The sequence below is a fragment of the Micromonospora sp. NPDC049801 genome (assembly GCF_040656575.1).
Lineage (GTDB): Bacteria > Actinomycetota > Actinomycetes > Mycobacteriales > Micromonosporaceae > Micromonospora.
In genome coordinates this window covers 227,796-244,714 of sequence record NZ_JBFAMS010000001.1, presented here as the reverse complement: position 1 = coordinate 244,714, position 16,919 = coordinate 227,796, and the positions used below count along the sequence as shown (strand labels likewise).

Genomic DNA, 16,919 nt, shown 5'->3' with positions numbered 1-16,919 from the left:
GAGCCTCGATGCAGTTCGCCGGGGAACGCGCCCTGACCTTCCGCGTCGTCTCAGTCTGCACCCGGCCGACCTACCAGGGCTGGGCCTGGTTGATCGGCTACGTCATCGACCGCCGAGGCGTCGCGACCGCCAAACGGGAGATCTTCGTTCAACTCATCGGCCTGACAGCGGCCGAGTCATCGCATGAGACCGGAGGGCGCTCAGCGCAGGCAAGACCGGATCAAGCCGCCCTGTAGACGGTGTCGAGATGCCATTCGAGGAAGTCAGCGCGTGGCCGATCGCTGCGTCGTTCCGGCAACGCGATCTGTTCACCAGCCTTCGCATAGAACTGGTCGCCGTTGCCGAACTCGCTGCGAAGCCGGGGACTGACCAGTAGGCGATGCTTCGGATCGACACCGAGGTAGCCACGGTCGAAGAGGATGTGCACGTCGGACTTGAGCAATAGGCCATTGTCCAGCCGATGCTCGCCGCCGAGCGGGAGCGGACGGATGTGCGCAGCCTGCAACACGGGCTGGACTCTGTTGCCGGTGATCGCACAACGCCGGCCGTAGGCCCCCAGGACCACCGCCTTGAACGACTGTTGCCCGAGCCGTTGGGGCACCAGCCGCGGATCGCCGTAGACGGGACCGGGGCGGTGCCACGGACCACTCAGGTCGACCGCCGCCGTCGTCCCGATCAGACGATGGATCAGCAGATCGAAGTACGCCGCAGCATCAGCGTCGGCCAGGTTGTAGGTCTTGCCCTGCACGACGTTCGGCGCGAATCGTGGCGGTGGATCAGCGGTCGACTCGTCGGGGAAGAAGGTCACGTCGCGGACGAAGATACAGCCGATGATCGGGTCCTCCCCGGCACCGATCGCCTGCTTGCGGTAACGCCCGACACTGCGGCGCATCTCGTCGATACTCGAGGCGCCGTTGGCTTCGCCGAAAAGGTCCCAGGCCTCGGAGATCCGCAGCTGGGTGAAGCCGCTGAAGAAGCCGCCGCCCACCACCCGGTTCAGCGGAGAGTGTGCCTTGAACAAGAAGGGCTCACCGGGCGTGAGAGCGCGGAAGGTGCCACCGGAGGGCCGCCAGAAGTTGACCTCGTTCAGCGCGGGCCGCTCGGCCAGATAGCGGTACCACCTCTCGTCGGTCACACCCACGAACGCCTTCACATCGAACAGCGTGCGTCAAAGTGGATCTAAAGACCACCATCTGAACGGTCACCAGCGGGCGCGTCGCGACGGCCACTGTCCTCAGGAACATCGTGCACGGGCACTGAGAGCGCGGCAGCCGTACCCGCTGGCCGGCTGAGCAGCGCCTGCCGCAGCGCCGCCGACTGCTCCACCGACCCACCGCGGACACCGAGGCTCCGTCGAGCCGCCCGGTAGTAGTCATCGCGGGCCTCGTTGACCCGGGCCAGCATCTCGGAGATGTCAGACGATGGATCGACGATGGATCGGGCGAGCCGTTCCACCTGCCAGACCGCATCGCGCCAGTTGGCGGCGGCGGCGACCGTCGGCTCGTCGCCGAGCAGCAACAGGTTCTCCCAGACGATGGTCCTTCGCGCGTCGGACTCGGCCAGCCGGGCCAGACCGCCCTCCCGGTCGATCGGGTGGCTATGCGACTCCGGCCGCAGGTCAGCCGTCATCCGCAGCGCCACCGCGTAACTCTCCTTGAGGGCGTGCGCGTAGTCGACGTACGCATCGAGCCGCCGCTCGTCCCAGCGGGTGCTTTGGCTGCGCCGCCACCGTGCGCGATCGGTCAGGGTAGTGGCGAGGATCGTGCCCAGGGTGCCGACCAGCACACCGAGAAGTGCCGGAAGCTGCGTCACGAATGTACCCACGACGCCGAGGTTGTCAGCACCGGGCAACCCGCGCCAGCCCCGACCCGATGGTCCAGATCAGGCACGGTCCGACTCCGAGCGCCGCCGACGCGTCCGGGACTGATGATCTAGGCTGACGCCCGTCGAGATGCGGGGCAGGAACTGAGTGGCAGGTGGGGAGCAGTGGGCGTCTCAGTAGCTCGCTTTCACGTGGATTCCGGCCCGAGTCCCCTGTTCGCCCGTGTCCATCAGGTGCTCACCGGAGTTCGACCGCTTCGGCTGCACGGGGCGCATCTGCGTCAGCGGGTCGATGGGCACGACGCTCCCCTAGCCGATCTGGAGAAGTTCGATCCGGAGGCATGGGAGCTCATTCTCGTGGAAGCACGGACAGACACCGGGAAGTTCGTGTCGACAACCTGGCGACGCCGCTATCCCGACGGGACCTGGTGGGTCGTGGTCGGATTTGGCGACACGGTCCGAACGCTCTACCGCGCCTCACCCACGAAGCAAGGACGAGGCGAGGGCATCGTGACGCATGGCCCTCTCTGGGAACTCGCCGATCGCGTGAACGCGCAGCTGATCCTCGACAGTTGATATTGGCCAGTCCTGCACCCCCGCGTCAGCTCCGGCGAGTCGCCAGGATGGTGAGGGTTTCCCGGCGTACGGCGACGGCCTCGCCCTCCCGGCGACGGTGGGCGAAGGACGGGCCGAGCGCGCGACGTTCAGGCCGCCAGCGCGGCGTAGCGGCCGTTGCGGTCCAACAGGCTGCCGTGGGTGCCGGCCTCGACGATGCGGCCGTGGTCGAGGACGGCGATCTGGTCGGCGTCGCGGACGGTGGAGAGGCGGTGGGCGATGGTGATGGTGGTACGACCCTGGGCGAGCACGTCGAACGCCCTCTGCACGGCGCGTTCGGTCTCGGTGTCCAGGGCGCTGGTGGCCTCGTCGAGGACCAGGATGCGCGGGTCGCGCAGCAGCGTACGGGCGATGGCGAGCCGTTGCTTCTCACCGCCGGAGAACCGGTGCCCACGGGAGCCGACCTCGGTGTCGTACCCGTCGGGGAGCGCGACGATGAGGTCGTGGATCTGGGCGGCGCGGGCGGCGGCCTCGATCTCGGCGTCGGTGGCGTCCGGCCGGGCGTAGCGCAGGTTCTCCCGGACGGTGGTGTGCAGCAGGTACGTCTCCTGGCTGACCACGCCGACGATCGCGGCCAGGTCGGCCAGGCGCAGGTCGCGCAGGTCGACGCCGTCGATGGTGACGCGGCCGGCGGTCGGGTCGTGCAGGCGGCTGACCAGGCCCGCGAGGGTGCTCTTGCCGGATCCGGTCTCGCCGACGAGGGCGAGGCTGGTGCCGGCGGGCACGTCGAGGGTGATGCCGGCGAGGGCGGCGGTGTCGCTGCCCGGGTAGCCGAAGGTGACGTCTTCCAGGCGCAGGTGACCCTGGACCCGGGCCGGGTCGAGGCGGACCGGTTCGGCGGGGTCGTCCACGTCGACCGGCAGGTCGAGGTATTCGAAGATGCGGGCGAACAGGGCCAGCGACGCGGTCAGCGACACGCCCACGTTGAGCAGGCCCATCAGCGGCCGGAACAGGCCGCCCTGCAGGGCGGTGAAGGCGACCAGGGTGCCGATGCTCAGTGTCCCGGCGGCGCCGGGCAGGCCAGCGGCGAGGTAGATGACGGCCGGTACGGCGGCGAAGATGATGCTCATCGAGGCCATCCGCCAGCGTCCGGCCAGCTCGCTGCGCAGCTCCAGGTCGACGAGCCGCTCCGAGGAGGCGGTGAACCGGTCGACCAGCGCGGGGCCGGTGCCGAGGGTCTTGGCGAGCTGCACCCCGCTGATGGACAGCCCCTCCTCCACCGTGACGTTGAGGTCGGCGAGTTCGCGTTGGCGCTGGGCGGTGATCTCGCGGCGCATCCGGGCGACCCGACGGGTCAGCCAGATGGCCGGTGGCAGCACCACGAGCGAGACCAGGGAGAGCTGCCAGGAGAGCGCGACCATCGCGACGGCGGTGGCGACCACGGTGGTGAGGTTGGCCGCGACGGCGGTGGCGGTGGACGTGACCACCGACTGCATGCCGCCGATGTCGTTGGTGATGCGCGACTGCACCTCGCCGGTGCGGGTGCGGGTGAAGAAGCCCAGCGACTGCCGCTGGAGGTGACGGAACACGTCGGTGCGCAGCCGGTGCATGACCCGCTGCCCGACCTGGGTGGAGATCCAGGTCTGGACGACGCCGAGCGCGGCGGTCACGGCGGCGACGGCGACCATGCCGAGGACCAGCCAGACCAGCAGGGTCACGTCACCCTGCGGGAGGGCCTGGTCGATCACGGTACGGAGCAGGAACGGGCTCGCCATCGCGACGATCGAGGAGAGCACGATGATCGCGGTGACGACGGCCAGCGCGGGTCGGTGGGGGGTGAAGAGGCGGCCGATGCGGCGCAGGGACACCTGGCGGGCCTGCTCCTTCTCCTCGGCGCTGACGGTGCGGTGGCCGCGGTCGCGGCCCATCGGGGTGGGTTCCAAGGGGAACTCCTTCCGGAAGGATATGCTGAGGTTACCTCAACATGAGGGAACAACAGCATCGGCTGCTACCGTATTCCGGTGACCGAGGACACCACCGACAGCGGCGACGAGAGCCTGGCCGAGACGTTCTGGGCGGTCGCGTCCCGCCTGCGCCGGCAGACCCGCGAGTCACTGGCCCCGTGGGACGTCACCCCCAGCCAGGCCCGGGCGCTGGGCGTGCTCGGCCGGCACGGCGAGGTACGCCCCGGCACCCTCGCCGAGCACCTGCGCATCGCGCCCCGCTCGGCCACCGAGGTCGTCGACGACCTCCAGGCCCGGGGGCTCGTCGAGCGGCGACCCGACCCGGCCGACCGGCGGGCCACCCTGGTCGCGCCGACCGCCGAGGGCACCCGGGTCAGCGCCGCCATCCGGGCCGCCCGCCGCGCCGAGGCGGACCGCTTCTTCGGCCACCTCCCCGACACCGACCGGGCCGAGCTGGCCCGCATCCTGCGCACCCTGCGCACCTGACGTAAGGAAGGGCACCTTATTAACGCCTGGTGTATAGGAAGGGGCCCTTCCTTACATCAGGGCTCTGGTTTACCTGGCTTGTGGGCGGGTAGCCAGCCGCCCCGTTCGTCGCTGCGGCGGGACCGGCCGCCACCGCGCCGGGAAGCGCGACAGGAGACGCCCGATGTGCGGGATCAGCGGAGAGGCACGCTTCGACGGCCGACCGCCCGACGCGGCGGCGGTCACCCGGATGACCGAGGCGATGCGCTCCCGCGGACCGGACGCCGAGGGCCTGCTGACCGACGACTGGGTGACCCTCGGGCACCGCCGGTTGACCATCATCGACCTGTCCGACGCCGGCGCCCAGCCGATGGCGCGCGACGATCTGGGCCTGGCGCTGGTCTTCAACGGCTGCGTCTACAACTACCCGGAGCTGCGCGAGGAGCTACAGAACGCCGGGTACGCCTTCAGATCCACCAGCGACACCGAGGTGATCCTGGTGGCGTACGCGCACTGGGGCGAACGTTTCGTCGACCACCTGGTCGGCATGTTCGCGATCGGCCTGGTCGACCGGGTCCGGCGACGCCTCGTCCTGGCCCGCGACCGGCTCGGCATCAAACCGCTCTACCTCGCCGAGAGTCCCGGACGGCTCCGGTTCGCCTCCACCCTGCCCGCGCTACTGCGCGCCGGGGACGTCGACACCGGCATCGATCCGGTGGCGCTGCACCACTACCTGTCCTGGCACTCCATCGTGCCCGCGCCGCGGACCGTGCTGCGCGGCGTCCGCAAGCTGCCACCGGCCACCCTGCGGATCGTCGAGGCCGACGGGCGCAGCCGGGAGCAGGTGTACTGGCAACCCGACTACGTGCGGGAACCCGCCGACGCGCGGATGGACGCCGCCGACTGGCGGGCCGCCGTCGGGGACGCGCTGCGCACGGCGGTACGCCGCCGGCTCGTGGCCGACGTCCCGGTCGGTGTGCTGCTCTCCGGCGGTCTGGACTCCAGCCTCATCGTGGCGCTGCTCGCCGAGGCCGGTCAGGCGCACCTGCGCACGTTCAGCATCGGCTTCGACAGTCGGGGCGACGAGTCCGGCGACGAGTTCCACTACTCCGACCTGGTGGCCCGCGCGTACGACACCGACCACCAGCGGATCCGGCTCGCCGATGACGACCTGGCGCCCGCCGTTCGCAACGCCGTGCGGGCCATGACCGAGCCGATGGGCAGCCACGACGTGGTCGCCTTCCACCTGCTGTCGGAACAGGTGGGGAAGCACGTGAAGGTGGCCCAGTCCGGGCAGGGCGCGGACGAGGTGTTCGCCGGCTACGGCTACCACCAGCCGCTGGTCGACGCACCTCGGCACGGTGCCGCCGAGACGTTCGCGGCGGCGTTCTTCGACCGGGACCACGATGGGCTGCGTGCCGTCGTCGGCCCGGCGTACGCGCTGGACCACGACGCCAGCCGGGACCTGCTCGCCGGGCATCTCGACGCGCCCGGGGCGCAGACCGCGCTGGACGCGGTGCTGCGCCTGGACACCCACCTGATGCTGCCCGACGACCCGGTCAAGCGGGTGGACAGCATGAGCATGGCGTGGGGGTTGGAGGTGCGCACGCCGTTCCTCGACCAGGACCTGGTGGCCCTCGCCGCGCACTGCCCGCCGGAGCACAAGGTGGCGCAGGGCGGCAAGGGCGTGCTCAAGGAGGTGGCCCGGGAGGTGCTGCCGGCCGAGGTGATCGACCGGCCGAAGGGTTACTTTCCGGTGCCGGCGCTGCGCAACGTGGACGGACCGGTGCGCGAACTGGTCGCGGAGGCGTTGCAGGCCCCGGCGGCCCGCGAGCGAGGCCTCTTCCGCCCCGAGTACGTCTCGCGTCTGCTCGCCGAGCCGGACCGGGCCGAGGCGGCCGCCGGCAGCAACAAGCTGTGGCAGCTCGGCCTGCTGGAGCTGTGGCTACAGACCCACGGCATCACCTGAGCCACCGCCGACTCCTGCGGCCGAAACGGGAGCGGCCCGGCCCGTCAGGCGGCGGCGGTCTGGGCGGCGAGGTCGTCGATGACGGCACGCAGGTCGCCGGTGTCGTCGAGCACCCGGCGCTGTCGGGTCGCGCCGGTGCCGTCGCGGCGCAGCCGGGCCAGTTGGGCCAGGACGTAGCCGAGGTCGCCGTGCCGCAGCAGCGCCGGGGCGATCGTCGCCATCAGGTCGTCGACCAGGTCCCAGGCCGGGCGGGCGCCGCCGGCCCGCAGGTCGATCAGCTCGCCGTCGAGGCCGTCGTGGGCGGCCCGCCAGTGCGCCGCGGCGACGAGGCAGTCGCGCACTCCCGGGGCGGGCACACCGGCGCGTACGTCGTCGGCGAGCGTCGCGACCAGGCTGCGGACCAGGGCGGCGACCAGCACCGCGTCGTCCACCGTCGGGCAGACGTCGCCGACGCGCACCTCGACGGTCGGGTACGCCGACGACGGCCGGGCGTACCAGTACACCATCGCGGCGTCCAGCATGACGCCGGCGGCGATCAGCTCGTCGACCGTGCGGTCGTAGTCGGTGACCGACTCGAAGTACGGGGTGGGGCCGATGCTGGGCCAGCGTTCCAACTGCATCGACCGCCAACTGGCGTGGCCGGTGTCGTACCCGTCGTGCAGCGGCGAGTTGGTGGTGAGGGCCTGCACCACCGGCAGCCACACCCGCAGGTGGTTGCAGACCTGCACGGCCAGTTCCCGGTCTGGCAGCCCGACGTGCACGTGACACCCGCAGACGGCCGGATCGTGTGCCACCGGCCCGTACCGGCGCGACATGGCGTGGTAGCGCGGCTCGTCGGGCACCGTCCGGTGCGGCTCGGCCACCGGCGTCGCGCCGACGGCGACGAGCCGGGCCCCGGCCTGGGCGGCGGCCTCGACGGCCGATCGCCGCAGCCCCACCAGGTGGGTACGGAGTTCGTCGAGGTCGGCGCAGACCGGGGTGACCATCTCGACCATGCTGTGCCGGAACTCCTGGCGGCTCTGGTCGCGGGCCGGGCCGCGCAGGGCGGCCCGCACCTCGTCGGCGACCGCCAGGTTGCCGCCGCTGGCCGGGTCGAGCAGCAGGAACTCCTCCTCGACGCCGAGGGTGAGGGTGCCGAGGTCGGCAACGGCGTCGACGGTCGCCGGTCGGTACGCCATCTCCGCCTCCATCCACTGCTGCGGCCACGGGCGGGCAGCCGGGCCGACGGGCGGCTCGGTTTCCCGGCGCGGGCGGTCGGCAAACGCGCGGTCAGCCCGCGGCCAGCGCCGCCGCCCGTGCGGTGAGGAAGGCCCGTTCGGCCGCGTTGTCCGTGAACGCCACGGCCGTCCGGTACGCCTCGACAGCCTCGGCGTCGCGGCCGAGCCGGGCCAGCAGGTCGGCGCGGACCACGTGCCGCACGTGGTATCCGGGCAGGTCGAGCCGGTCCACCTCGTTCAGCGCCACGGCCGCGCCGGCGACCTCGGCGAGCGCGACGGCCCGGTTCAGCGCCACCACCGGGCCCGGGGCGACGACCGTGAGCTGGTCGTACAGCGTGAGGATCTGTCCCCAGTCGGTGTCGGCGGCGCGGGGCGCGACGCTGTGCACGGCGGCGATCGCGGCCTGGATCTGGTACGGCCCCGGCCGGCCGCGGCGCAGGCAGCGGCGCACCAGCGCCTGCCCCTCGGCGACGAACGCGGCGTCCCACCGGCTCCGGTCCTGCTCGGGCAGCGGCACGAGGTCACCGCCGGCGGTGGTGCGGGCGACTCGGCGGGATTCGGTGAGCAGCATCAGCGCGAGCAATCCCAGCGCCTCCGGCTCGTCCGGCATCAGCTCGACGAGCAGCCGGGCCAGCCGGATCGCCTCGGCGCACAGGTCGGCGCGGACCAGGTGCGGGCCGGTGCTGGCCGTGTAACCCTCGTTGAAGATCAGGTACAGCACCGCGAGGACGCCGTGCAGCCGGTCGGGCAGGTCGGCGTCGCTCGGCACCCGGTACGGGATGCGCGCGTGGCGGATCTTCGACTTGGCGCGGACCAACCGCTGCGCCATGGTCGCCTCCGGCACCAGGAACGCGCGGGCGATCTCGGCGGTCCGCAGGCCACCGAGCAGACGCAGGGTGAGCGCGACCCGGGTGGCCGGCGCGAGCGCCGGATGACAGCAGGTGAAGATCAGACGGAGCTGGTGGTCGCGCACGGGCCCCTCCTCGGCGGGTGGGTCGGGGGCGTACAGCAGGGCCGCCTGGGCGTGCCGGTCGGCGCGGGTCGCCTCCCGACGCAACCGGTCGATGGCCTGGTTACGGGCGGTGGTGATGACCCAACCGGCCGGGCTGGCTGGTGGGCCGCTGGTCGGCCACCGCCGCAGCGCGATCGTGAAGGCGTCCTGCACGGCCTCCTCGGCGAGGTCGATGTCGCCGAGGAGGCGCACCAGGACGGCGACCGCGCGGCCGTACTCGGCGCGGAACACCGCCTCCACGTCGGGCACGGTCACCCTCCGGCGGCGGACCGGAAGGGGCGGACCTCGATCGGCAGGGTGGTGGCCAGCGCGTAACGGCGGCCCCAGCGCAGGGCCGCGTCCAGGTCCGGAACGTCGATGATGGTGACCCCGCCGAGGTGCTCCTTGCCCTCCACGAACGGCCCGTCGGTGACCAGAACGTCGCCGTCGCGGGGACGCAGCACGGTGGCGGTCTCCGGCCCGTGCAGGCCCTGACCGAACACCCACGACCCGTCCGCGACGAGCTCGTCCCGCAGTTCACCGACCTCGCGCATGACCTGGGCCAGGAACTCCGGCTCCGGTGTCCCGCCGTTGGGCTGGTGCATGCTGAGCAGATAGAGCGCCATCGTTCCTCCTCGCGAGCGGTGGGTCGACGTGACGTCGACCCCTCATCTTCCACACGAACGGCGACCGCCCACATCGACAGGCCGATCGGCCCGGTATCGGCCCGCCGACGCCGACGGGCCGTGGCGGTACGCCAGGTAACGGCACGGTGGCCAGCGCGTACGGGGTACGGTGTCGCGCCCTCGCGGGTCGGCTGCGATGGTGTAGAAAGGCGGAGTGAGCGCAGCGGTGACTCAGGTGCCGGTCTTCGAGCGAAGGACGGTCCACCGTGGCTGACCACGACCAGCCGCCCATCCCGCACGCTGTCGGCACCGCGCTGGTGCAGCTCGGCGACGTACCCCTGGCGGACCTGTTGGCCGGTGCCGGTGACGGCGTCCTGGCGCACGTGCTGGGCGCGCTGGCCGCCGAGGGCGAGCCGGGTCGGCCCGGCGACGTGTCGGCCTTCGAGTCGAGCTTCTGACCGTGCCGGCCGACGCCCCGCCGTCGGCCACCCGAGACCGCCCTGCCGTGGCCACGCCGCACATCCGGCAGGTGGTGCTGAAGGTCCACTCGCGGTGCAACCTGGCCTGCGACTACTGCTACGTCTACCGCCACGCCGACCAGGACTGGCGGTCCCGGCCCCGGATCATGGCCCCCGGGACCGTGAGCCGGGTCGCCGACCGGCTCGCCGCCCATCTGGCCCGGCACGGCGCCGACCGCGTCCGGGTGGTGCTGCACGGCGGTGAGCCGCTGCTCGCCGGTCTCGCCGTGCTCGACCGGACGGTCCGCACGCTGCGGGCCGCGCTGCCCACCGGGGTCACGCTCGATGTCGCGATGCAGACCAACGGGCTGCTGCTCGACGAGGCGGCGCTCGACCTGTGCCACACGCACGGCATCGACGTCGGCGTGAGCGTGGACGGTGACCGTACGGCCAACGACCGTCACCGCCGTCACGCCGATGGGCGCGGCAGCTACGCCGAGGTGGCCAGGGCGCTGCGCCTGCTGGCCCGACCCGAACACCGCGCCCGCTACGCCGGTCTGCTGTGCACCGTGGACCTGGCCAACGATCCGGTCACCGTCTACGAGGGCCTGCGGGAGTTCGACCCGCCCCGGCTGGACCTGCTGCTCCCGCACGGCAACTGGAGCGCTCCCCCACCCGGGCGTCACCCCGACGACCCCGCCACCCCGTACGCGGACTGGCTGATCGCCGTCTTTGACCGCTGGTACGCCGAGCGGCCCCGGCGGACCGGCATCCGACTCTTCGAGTCGCTGATCGCGCTGCTGCTGGGCGGTCGCAGCGGCACGCAGGCGCTGGGCGTCACCGATCCGGATGTCATGACGATCGAGACCGACGGCACCATCGAGGGCACCGACACGCTCAAGACCACCAGCGCCGCGGCGATGCGGACCGGCTTCGACGTCTTCCGGCACAGCTTCGACGACGCGCTGCGGCACCCGTCGCTGGCGGGGCGTCCCACCGGGATCGCGGCGCTCGCCCCGGCCTGCCGGGCCTGCCCGGTCGTCGGCGTCTGCGGCGGCGGCCTGTACGCGCACCGGTTCCGCGACGGCGACGGCTTCACCCACCCCTCGGTCTACTGTGCCGACCTGTTCCGGCTGATCCGGCACGTGCAGGAGAGGGTGACCGCCGACCTGGCGGCGCTGCGCGATCGGAGCGTGCCGGCGGTACGCCCGTGACGGGCCCGTTGACGGCGAGACAACTCGCCGGGCTGGCCGCCGGCCACGGTGACGCCGACACCATCGCCGTGTTGCGCGGCGGGCAGCTCGGTCGCCGCCGGCTGCTGACCGTGGCCGCGGCCCGCGCCTGCCGCGACCAGCCGCTGGTGCGGCAGAGTCTGGAGCTGCTCACCCGGGCCGAGCACGCCGAACCGGCGACGGTCGCCGCGGTGCTGGCCCATCCACCGGTGACCGGTTGGGCCCGCGCCGCGCTCGACGGCGCGGCCGGCCCCACCTATCTGGCGACGCTCGCCACGGCGGCGGCGGTCCGCGCCGGCCTGACGTTCACGCTGACGCTGCCCCGCCCGGCCGACGGTGTGCTGCCGCTGCCGACCGTCGGGGCGGCGACGGGCCTGCGTGCCGATGGCGCGATCCGACTGCGCGGCGCGACCGGCACGCTGCGGATCGACGGCGGCGCGGACGACGGCGGAGTGTGCGTCGACGCCCGCGCCGGTCGGCTGCTGGACGCGGGCGACGGCGGGATCGAGTGGCAGCCGGCACGCCGGACCGTGCCGTTCGACGCGGCCGGGGTGCTCGTCGACGACCAGGACCCGTGGCGCGACTGCTACCACCGGCCGTCCGCGCCACGGCTGGACGACGCGGGGGCGGCCCGGCTGGACCGTCTCGCCGCCGGGGCCGGGCAGTGGCTGCGCGAGCACCTTCCGGCGCACGTCGACGCGCTGGCCGGGCTGCTGCGCTCGCTCGTGCCGCTGCGTCCGCCGCCCTCGGGCAACCCGGTGAGCGCCACCAGCAGGGACGCGCTGGGAGCCATCGCGCTCTCCGTGCCGGCCGACGCGCAGACCCTCGCGTTGCTGCTCGTGCACGAGGCGCAGCACACGAAACTCGGCGCGCTCCTCGACCTCGTCCCGCTGCACAGCGAGGGTGGGCCGGCGCGCTACCGGGCGCCGTGGCGGCTGGACCCGCGCCCGGTCGGCGCGCTGCTCCAGGGCGCGTACGCCCACCTCGGGGTGGCCGAGGTGTGGCGGCAGCGCCGGCACGAGGGCAGCGCCGCCGCGTTCGAGTACGCGTACTGGCGGGAGCAGACCGTCCGCGCGGTCCGGCAGCTCGCCGGGGCGACCGAGCTGACCGCGGTCGGCCGGTCGTTCGTGACCGACATGGCCCGCACGTTGCACGGCTGGCGTGACCCGCTCGACGGCCCGGTCGAGGCCGCCGCGCGGGACGTCGCGGACGCCGGCGCGGTGCGCTGGGGCCTGGCCAACCTGCGGCCCGACCCGGACGGGGTGGCCCGCCTGGCGCGCGCGTGGCGACACGGCGTGCCACCGGCTCTCGACGGCTCACCGTCGACGGTCGTCCCGGCCCCGGCCCGGCCCGCTCTCACCGTGGCCAGTGGCCCCGAGGCCGCCGTCCGCCACCGGCTCCTGGGCGGCGGCGGGCCGCACCGGTCGAGCCCGAGCGACCAGGCGTACGCGGCGGGCAACTGCGAGGACGCGTTGGCCGGGTACCGGCGACGGCTCGCGGCCGACTCCGGCGATGTCGACGCCTGGGTGGGACTCGCCCTGGCCGCCCACCGCACCGGGCAACCGGCGGCGGCACGGATGCTGACCCGCCGGCCCGAGGTGGTGCGGGCGCTCAGCCAGAGCCTCGTGGACGCCGACCCGCTCGCCCTCGCCGCGTGGCTGGCGGCGGCCACCTGACCGACCGCGCCTTGAAACAGGACCTAGAGCAGCGCCGGTTCGATGTAGGCGTTGGAGCGTTCCCGCTGGCGGGCCTGCACCACCCGGGGATTGTCGCCGCCGAAGAGCTGCACGAGTTGCCCGAACGCCTCGTCGTAGAGCGCCCGGCCGGCGTCCGCCTCGCTCTCGGTGCCCTGGCGGCTCAACGCGAGGTTGACCGACGCCGAGAGGGTGTCCGGGTGCTCGGCGCCGAACGCCCGGGTCAGCTCCACGTACGCGGTGGTGTCCAGCAGCAACGCGCTCTCCCGGTCACCGAGGGCGAACAGGTCGTTGGCCAGGTTGAGGGTGGCCAGCAGGGTGTGCGGGTGCCGCTCGCCGAGGTTGGCCAGCAACTGGTCGCGGACCCGCTGGGACAGCTCCCGGGCCTGGGCGTGGTCGCCCTGCTTGCGCAGCAGCACGCCGAGGTTGTTGAGGCAGGCCAGGCTGATGGCGTGCGAGTCGCCGAGCACAGCGTTGTAGCTGATGCTCAGGCGGCGTGCCAACCGTAGGGCGGTCTGGTTGTCACCCACCGCCGACCAGGTCGTGGCGAGGGCCATCTCGGCCGAGAGGGTGTCGGCGTGCTCGGCGCCGAGGGTGCGCTGGTAGCGGACCACCGTCCGCTCGATCAGCCGGTGCGCGTCGGTGAAGCGGCCGAGCTGACGCAGCGTGAGCGCCAACTCCTTGGCAGTCCGCAGGGTCTCCGGATGGTCCGGTCCGTTCACCTTCTGCTGGCTGGTGTACGCGCGTTGCAGGACGCTGTGCGACCGCCACAGCTCGCCGGTGTCGCGCAGGCCGCGCCCGTAGTTGCTGGCCGAGGCCAGGGTGGACGGGTCCTCCTCGCCGAAACGGTCCCGCCGTCGCTCGTGGATGTGCTGGTCGAGCGCGGCCGCGTTACGGAAGTCACCGACCAGCCGCAGCGACACGGCGAGGTTGTTCTCGGCGATCAGCGTACGGCCGCTGTCGTCGCCGAAGCTGCGCACGCTCAACTCCAGCGTGCGCCGGTCCTGCGCCTCGGCCTCGTGGTAGAGCCCCTGGGCGCGCAGGTCCGCGCCGACGCTGCGGGCCGTCATCAGGGTGTAGAGGTGATCCTCGCCGAAGATCCGCCGCTGCCGCTCGTAGACGTCCCGGTCGATCTCGTACGCCCCGTCGAAGTTGCTCTGCGCGCGCAGCACGTTCGCCAGGTGAAAGCGCATGCGCAGCCGGGTGGGGTCGTCCTCGTCGGTGTCGCGCCACCCGGTCAGCGCATCCTCGGCGAGGGTGCGGCTGCTGTCGTAGTCGCCCCGCCGGTAGAGGTAGCGCACGATGTCCACGACGAGCTGACGCGCCTCGTCCAGGGTGGACAGGTGCAGGCCGCTGGGGCGTACGTGCGGCCACAGCTCGGCGTACTCGGGCCAGTTGACCGGCTTGTCGGGGTCGCGGGGGTTGGCGGCGGCGAGCAGCAGTTGGGCCTGCCGGCGGGCCTCGTCGGGATCGCTGAGCTGGTCCTGGATGACCAACTGGACCAGCCGGTGGATCCGTACCGTGTTGTTCTCGGCGTCGACCTGGGCCAGGCCGTAGCGACCCAGCTCGGCGGTGACCAGGCCCTGCAGGATCGGGTCGGTGAGCGTCGGATCGATCGGCGCCATGAAGCTGGCGAAGCGGTCACCGGTGAGCATGGCGACCGGGATCGGCTCCGGCGCGTAGAACGAGCACAGCTCCAGCAGCCGGGCGGCGGCCGGCTTCTCCTCGCGCAACTGACCGAGGGTGAACAGCCAGGTGGCGGCGAGCGCCTTGGAGTAGCCGGCGGACTGCCGGCCGTCGAGGATGCGCAGCAGGCCGGGCGTGTCCAGCGAGTTCAGGTACTTCTCGACCTGCATGGCGCTGGCCCGCAGGTACGCGGCGCCCTGCTCGACCGCGAGCGGCAGGTCGCCGAGCTTCTCGGCCACCTGGGTGGCCTCGGCCTCACTGAGTCCGCGAACCCGGTCCCGCAGCAGTTGGACGCTCTCGGCGCGGTCGAAGACGGTCAGCTCGGTCGCGGTGGCGTACTCGCTCCAGCTCTGGTCGCGGGTCGTGAGCAGGACGTGGCCGGGGCCCTGCGGCAGTAGCGCGCGGGTGGCGTGGGTGGGCTTGTCGACGTTGTCCAGGATGATCAGCCAGCGCTGGTCGGGCCCGGCGCGGCGCAGCGCGTCGAGCACCCGTCGGGCCGCCTCGGCGCCACCGCCGGTGCCCAGCCCCATCGCCTGCCCGAGGTCGCCGAGGCCGCCGCGGATGCGGTCCTCGCTGTCCGCCGGGATCCACCAGACCAGGTCGTACCCGCGGCCGAAGCGCAGCGCGTACTCGGCGGCGAGCTGGGTCTTGCCCACACCGCCGAGGCCGTGCACGACCTGGATGGTCGAGTCCGGCGAGGTGGTGAGCCGGTCGCGTAGCGCTTCGAGTTGGGCGGCGCGACCGACGAACGGGGTGCCGTGCTGGCGGACGTTGGAGATCGCCGGGAACGGGCCGGGGAAACGGCCGACCGCGCGACCGCCGGCCATGGCGGTCGTCCCGCCGGCGGCATCCAGTAGGCGGGTTCGTGCGGTGGACGGGTCGACGTCGGTGAGGTCCACCGGGCTGTGGTCGCTGTACGGCATCGTCAGCCGCGACTCGTCGACGCGCAGCGGCACCAGCACGCCCGCGCCGCCGAGCTGGTCCCGGCCGGTGGCGTTCTTCCACACCTCGCCGGCGAGGGGCGTGCTGGCGTAGTGCCGGGTGAGGACGGCCAGCACCCGGCTCGCGCCGCTGACGGCCCGGTCGAACTCGGCCCGCCCGCCGGAGAGCACCGGCACGTCCAGCGCGCGACGATCCACCCGCAGCCCGGCGTCCTCCAACTGGTCGGTGATCCACTCGGCCCAGAGCCGGTCGGCCGAGGCGTAGCTGAGCAGCACGGCCTGCTCGGCGGTGAGCCTGCTGCGCTCGAATTCGGTCAGCGAGCGGCGTCGGTCCGCCTCGCCGATCGGGTGCAACTGGGTGACGCGCCCGTCGGTGATCACCGAGGCGAGTTGCTCGTACGCGGCCAGCAGGGTGCCGACCTGCTCGGGCCGGTCACCGAACGCGGCGAGGATCTCCTCGTAGGCGTAGAAGGTGCGGTAGGGCACCTCGATGGTGTTCCAGTAGCGGGCGGCCGCCGCCTCCGAGAGGTGGTCGAGGAACGGGGCGAACTCGGTCCGTACCAGGTCACGCCCGGTCTCCAGCTTGCGCAGCTCGGCGTCCTCGACGCGCATCGGCACCGGCAGCAGCAGCGGCGGGTCGTCCGGGCGCTGGCTGCGGATCGAGCGGGCCACCGCCGCCGCTCCCCGGATGCTCTGGGTGGACATGGTGAAGCAGTTGACCACCAGGTCGGGCAGTTGCACGGTGCAGATGCCGGCCACGTCACTGAGGCCGGTGCGGCTGTCGATCAGCACCACGTCGTACTCGGCGCGCATCTGCGCCCGGACCGCGTCGATGAACGACGCGCCGCCCTGGCGCTCGTAGAAGTTGGCCCAGTCGAAGGTGCTCACCAACCGGGAGTACGCCGAGTCCTGCTGGCCGGCGGCCACGAAGTCGATCACGCCGCCGTGGCTGAAGTCCCAGTTCAGCGAGACCGCACGACGTTGGATCTTGGCGTGGCCGGTGAGGAGTTCCTGGGAGTCCTCGTCCCGGTTGCGCTGCATCGTGGCGATCGAGTAATCCCAGATCATCTCGATGACGCCCGGGGTGGCCCGCAGCTCCTTGTCCCGCAGGAACGGGTGGAAGTAGCGGTGCAGACCCGGAGACTCCAGGTCCCAGTCGACGACCAGCACCTGCAGGCCCTGACTCGCGAGGATCCAGGCCACGTTGGCCAGCGCCATCGTGCGGCCGGTGCCACCCTTGTACGAGTAGAAGGTCACGATCTGGCCGCGTGCCGTCTCGTTCAGCGCCATGACGTGTCTC

Annotated in this window: 14 protein-coding genes; 7 read left to right on the top strand and 7 right to left on the bottom strand. The window is 72.6% G+C overall.

The genetic code is table 11. The features are described 5' to 3' along the window. Positions 1-8 precede the first annotated feature (8 nt). The gene (locus AB0I89_RS01105; RefSeq protein WP_357119414.1) at positions 9-236 is read left to right on the top strand and encodes a hypothetical protein; all 228 of its coding nucleotides are present in this window, start codon (positions 9-11) and stop codon (positions 234-236) included. Here AB0I89_RS01105 and AB0I89_RS01100 read toward each other — a convergent pair. Next, positions 221-1,153, bottom strand: a complete 933-nt coding sequence (locus tag AB0I89_RS01100) for an HNH endonuclease (protein ID WP_357118138.1) — start codon at positions 1,151-1,153, stop codon at positions 221-223. The genes AB0I89_RS01105 and AB0I89_RS01100 overlap by 16 nt on opposite strands. Before the next feature lie 26 nt (positions 1,154-1,179). After that, entirely contained in the window at positions 1,180-1,824 is a 645-nt protein-coding gene (locus AB0I89_RS01095) for a hypothetical protein (RefSeq protein WP_357118135.1), read from the bottom strand. A gap of 162 nt (positions 1,825-1,986) precedes the next feature. On the opposite strand from AB0I89_RS01095, the gene AB0I89_RS01090 reads away from it, so the two are divergent. Further along, positions 1,987-2,397 carry a hypothetical protein gene (locus AB0I89_RS01090; protein ID WP_357118132.1) on the top strand — a complete coding sequence of 137 codons (411 nt, stop codon included), beginning with the start codon at positions 1,987-1,989 and terminating at the stop codon, positions 2,395-2,397. A gap of 128 nt (positions 2,398-2,525) precedes the next feature. On the opposite strand, the gene AB0I89_RS01085 is transcribed toward AB0I89_RS01090, so the two are convergent. Next, positions 2,526-4,304, bottom strand: a complete 1,779-nt coding sequence (locus AB0I89_RS01085) for an ABC transporter ATP-binding protein (RefSeq protein ID WP_357119411.1) — start codon at positions 4,302-4,304, stop codon at positions 2,526-2,528. Between the two features lie 93 nt (positions 4,305-4,397). Here AB0I89_RS01085 and AB0I89_RS01080 point away from each other — a divergent pair, with 93 nt between their 5' ends. Both AB0I89_RS01080 and AB0I89_RS01075 read left to right on the top strand, forming a co-directional pair. Beyond that, positions 4,398-4,826, top strand: coding sequence for a MarR family winged helix-turn-helix transcriptional regulator (locus AB0I89_RS01080; protein ID WP_357118129.1), 429 nt, complete (start codon positions 4,398-4,400; stop codon positions 4,824-4,826). A 163-nt stretch (positions 4,827-4,989) separates the two neighbouring features. After that, positions 4,990-6,774, top strand: a complete 1,785-nt coding sequence (locus AB0I89_RS01075) for an N-acetylglutaminylglutamine amidotransferase (RefSeq protein WP_357118126.1) — start codon at positions 4,990-4,992, stop codon at positions 6,772-6,774. Positions 6,775-6,818: 44 nt separating this feature from the next. Here the strand turns inward: AB0I89_RS01075 and AB0I89_RS01070 are convergent, their stop codons facing one another. The 3 genes from AB0I89_RS01070 to AB0I89_RS01060 all read right to left on the bottom strand — a co-directional run bounded on the left by AB0I89_RS01070 (position 6,819) and on the right by AB0I89_RS01060 (position 9,608). Next, positions 6,819-7,952 carry a glutamate--cysteine ligase gene (locus tag AB0I89_RS01070; protein ID WP_357118123.1) on the bottom strand — a complete coding sequence of 378 codons (1,134 nt, stop codon included), beginning with the start codon at positions 7,950-7,952 and terminating at the stop codon, positions 6,819-6,821. A 91-nt stretch (positions 7,953-8,043) separates the two neighbouring features. Then, a complete protein-coding gene (locus AB0I89_RS01065) occupies positions 8,044-9,252 on the bottom strand; it encodes a sigma-70 family RNA polymerase sigma factor (RefSeq protein ID WP_357118120.1) in 1,209 nt (402 codons plus the stop codon). Between the two features lie 2 nt (positions 9,253-9,254). After that, positions 9,255-9,608 (bottom strand): YciI family protein, encoded by a 354-nt coding sequence (locus AB0I89_RS01060; protein ID WP_357118117.1) that lies wholly within the window; start codon positions 9,606-9,608, stop codon positions 9,255-9,257. A gap of 266 nt (positions 9,609-9,874) precedes the next feature. On the opposite strand from AB0I89_RS01060, the gene fxsA reads away from it, so the two are divergent. From fxsA to AB0I89_RS01045, 3 genes are read left to right on the top strand one after another with little or no spacing between them, the layout of a single operon-like run. Further along, positions 9,875-10,066, top strand: a complete 192-nt coding sequence (gene fxsA, locus AB0I89_RS01055; RefSeq protein WP_357118114.1) for an FxSxx-COOH cyclophane-containing RiPP peptide — start codon at positions 9,875-9,877, stop codon at positions 10,064-10,066. A 2-nt stretch (positions 10,067-10,068) separates the two neighbouring features. Next, positions 10,069-11,280: an FxsB family cyclophane-forming radical SAM/SPASM peptide maturase gene (locus AB0I89_RS01050; RefSeq protein ID WP_357118111.1), complete on the top strand. Its 1,212-nt coding sequence runs from the start codon at positions 10,069-10,071 to the stop codon at positions 11,278-11,280. Continuing rightward, a complete protein-coding gene (locus tag AB0I89_RS01045) occupies positions 11,277-12,974 on the top strand; it encodes an HEXXH motif-containing putative peptide modification protein (protein WP_357118108.1) in 1,698 nt (565 codons plus the stop codon). Before AB0I89_RS01050 ends, AB0I89_RS01045 begins: the two co-directional genes overlap by 4 nt. Positions 12,975-12,997: 23 nt before the next feature. Here AB0I89_RS01045 and fxsT read toward each other — a convergent pair whose 3' ends face one another. Then, the gene (fxsT, locus tag AB0I89_RS01040; RefSeq protein WP_357118105.1) at positions 12,998-16,909 is read right to left on the bottom strand and encodes an FxSxx-COOH system tetratricopeptide repeat protein; all 3,912 of its coding nucleotides are present in this window, start codon (positions 16,907-16,909) and stop codon (positions 12,998-13,000) included. Between the last annotated feature and the right edge of the window lie 10 nt (positions 16,910-16,919).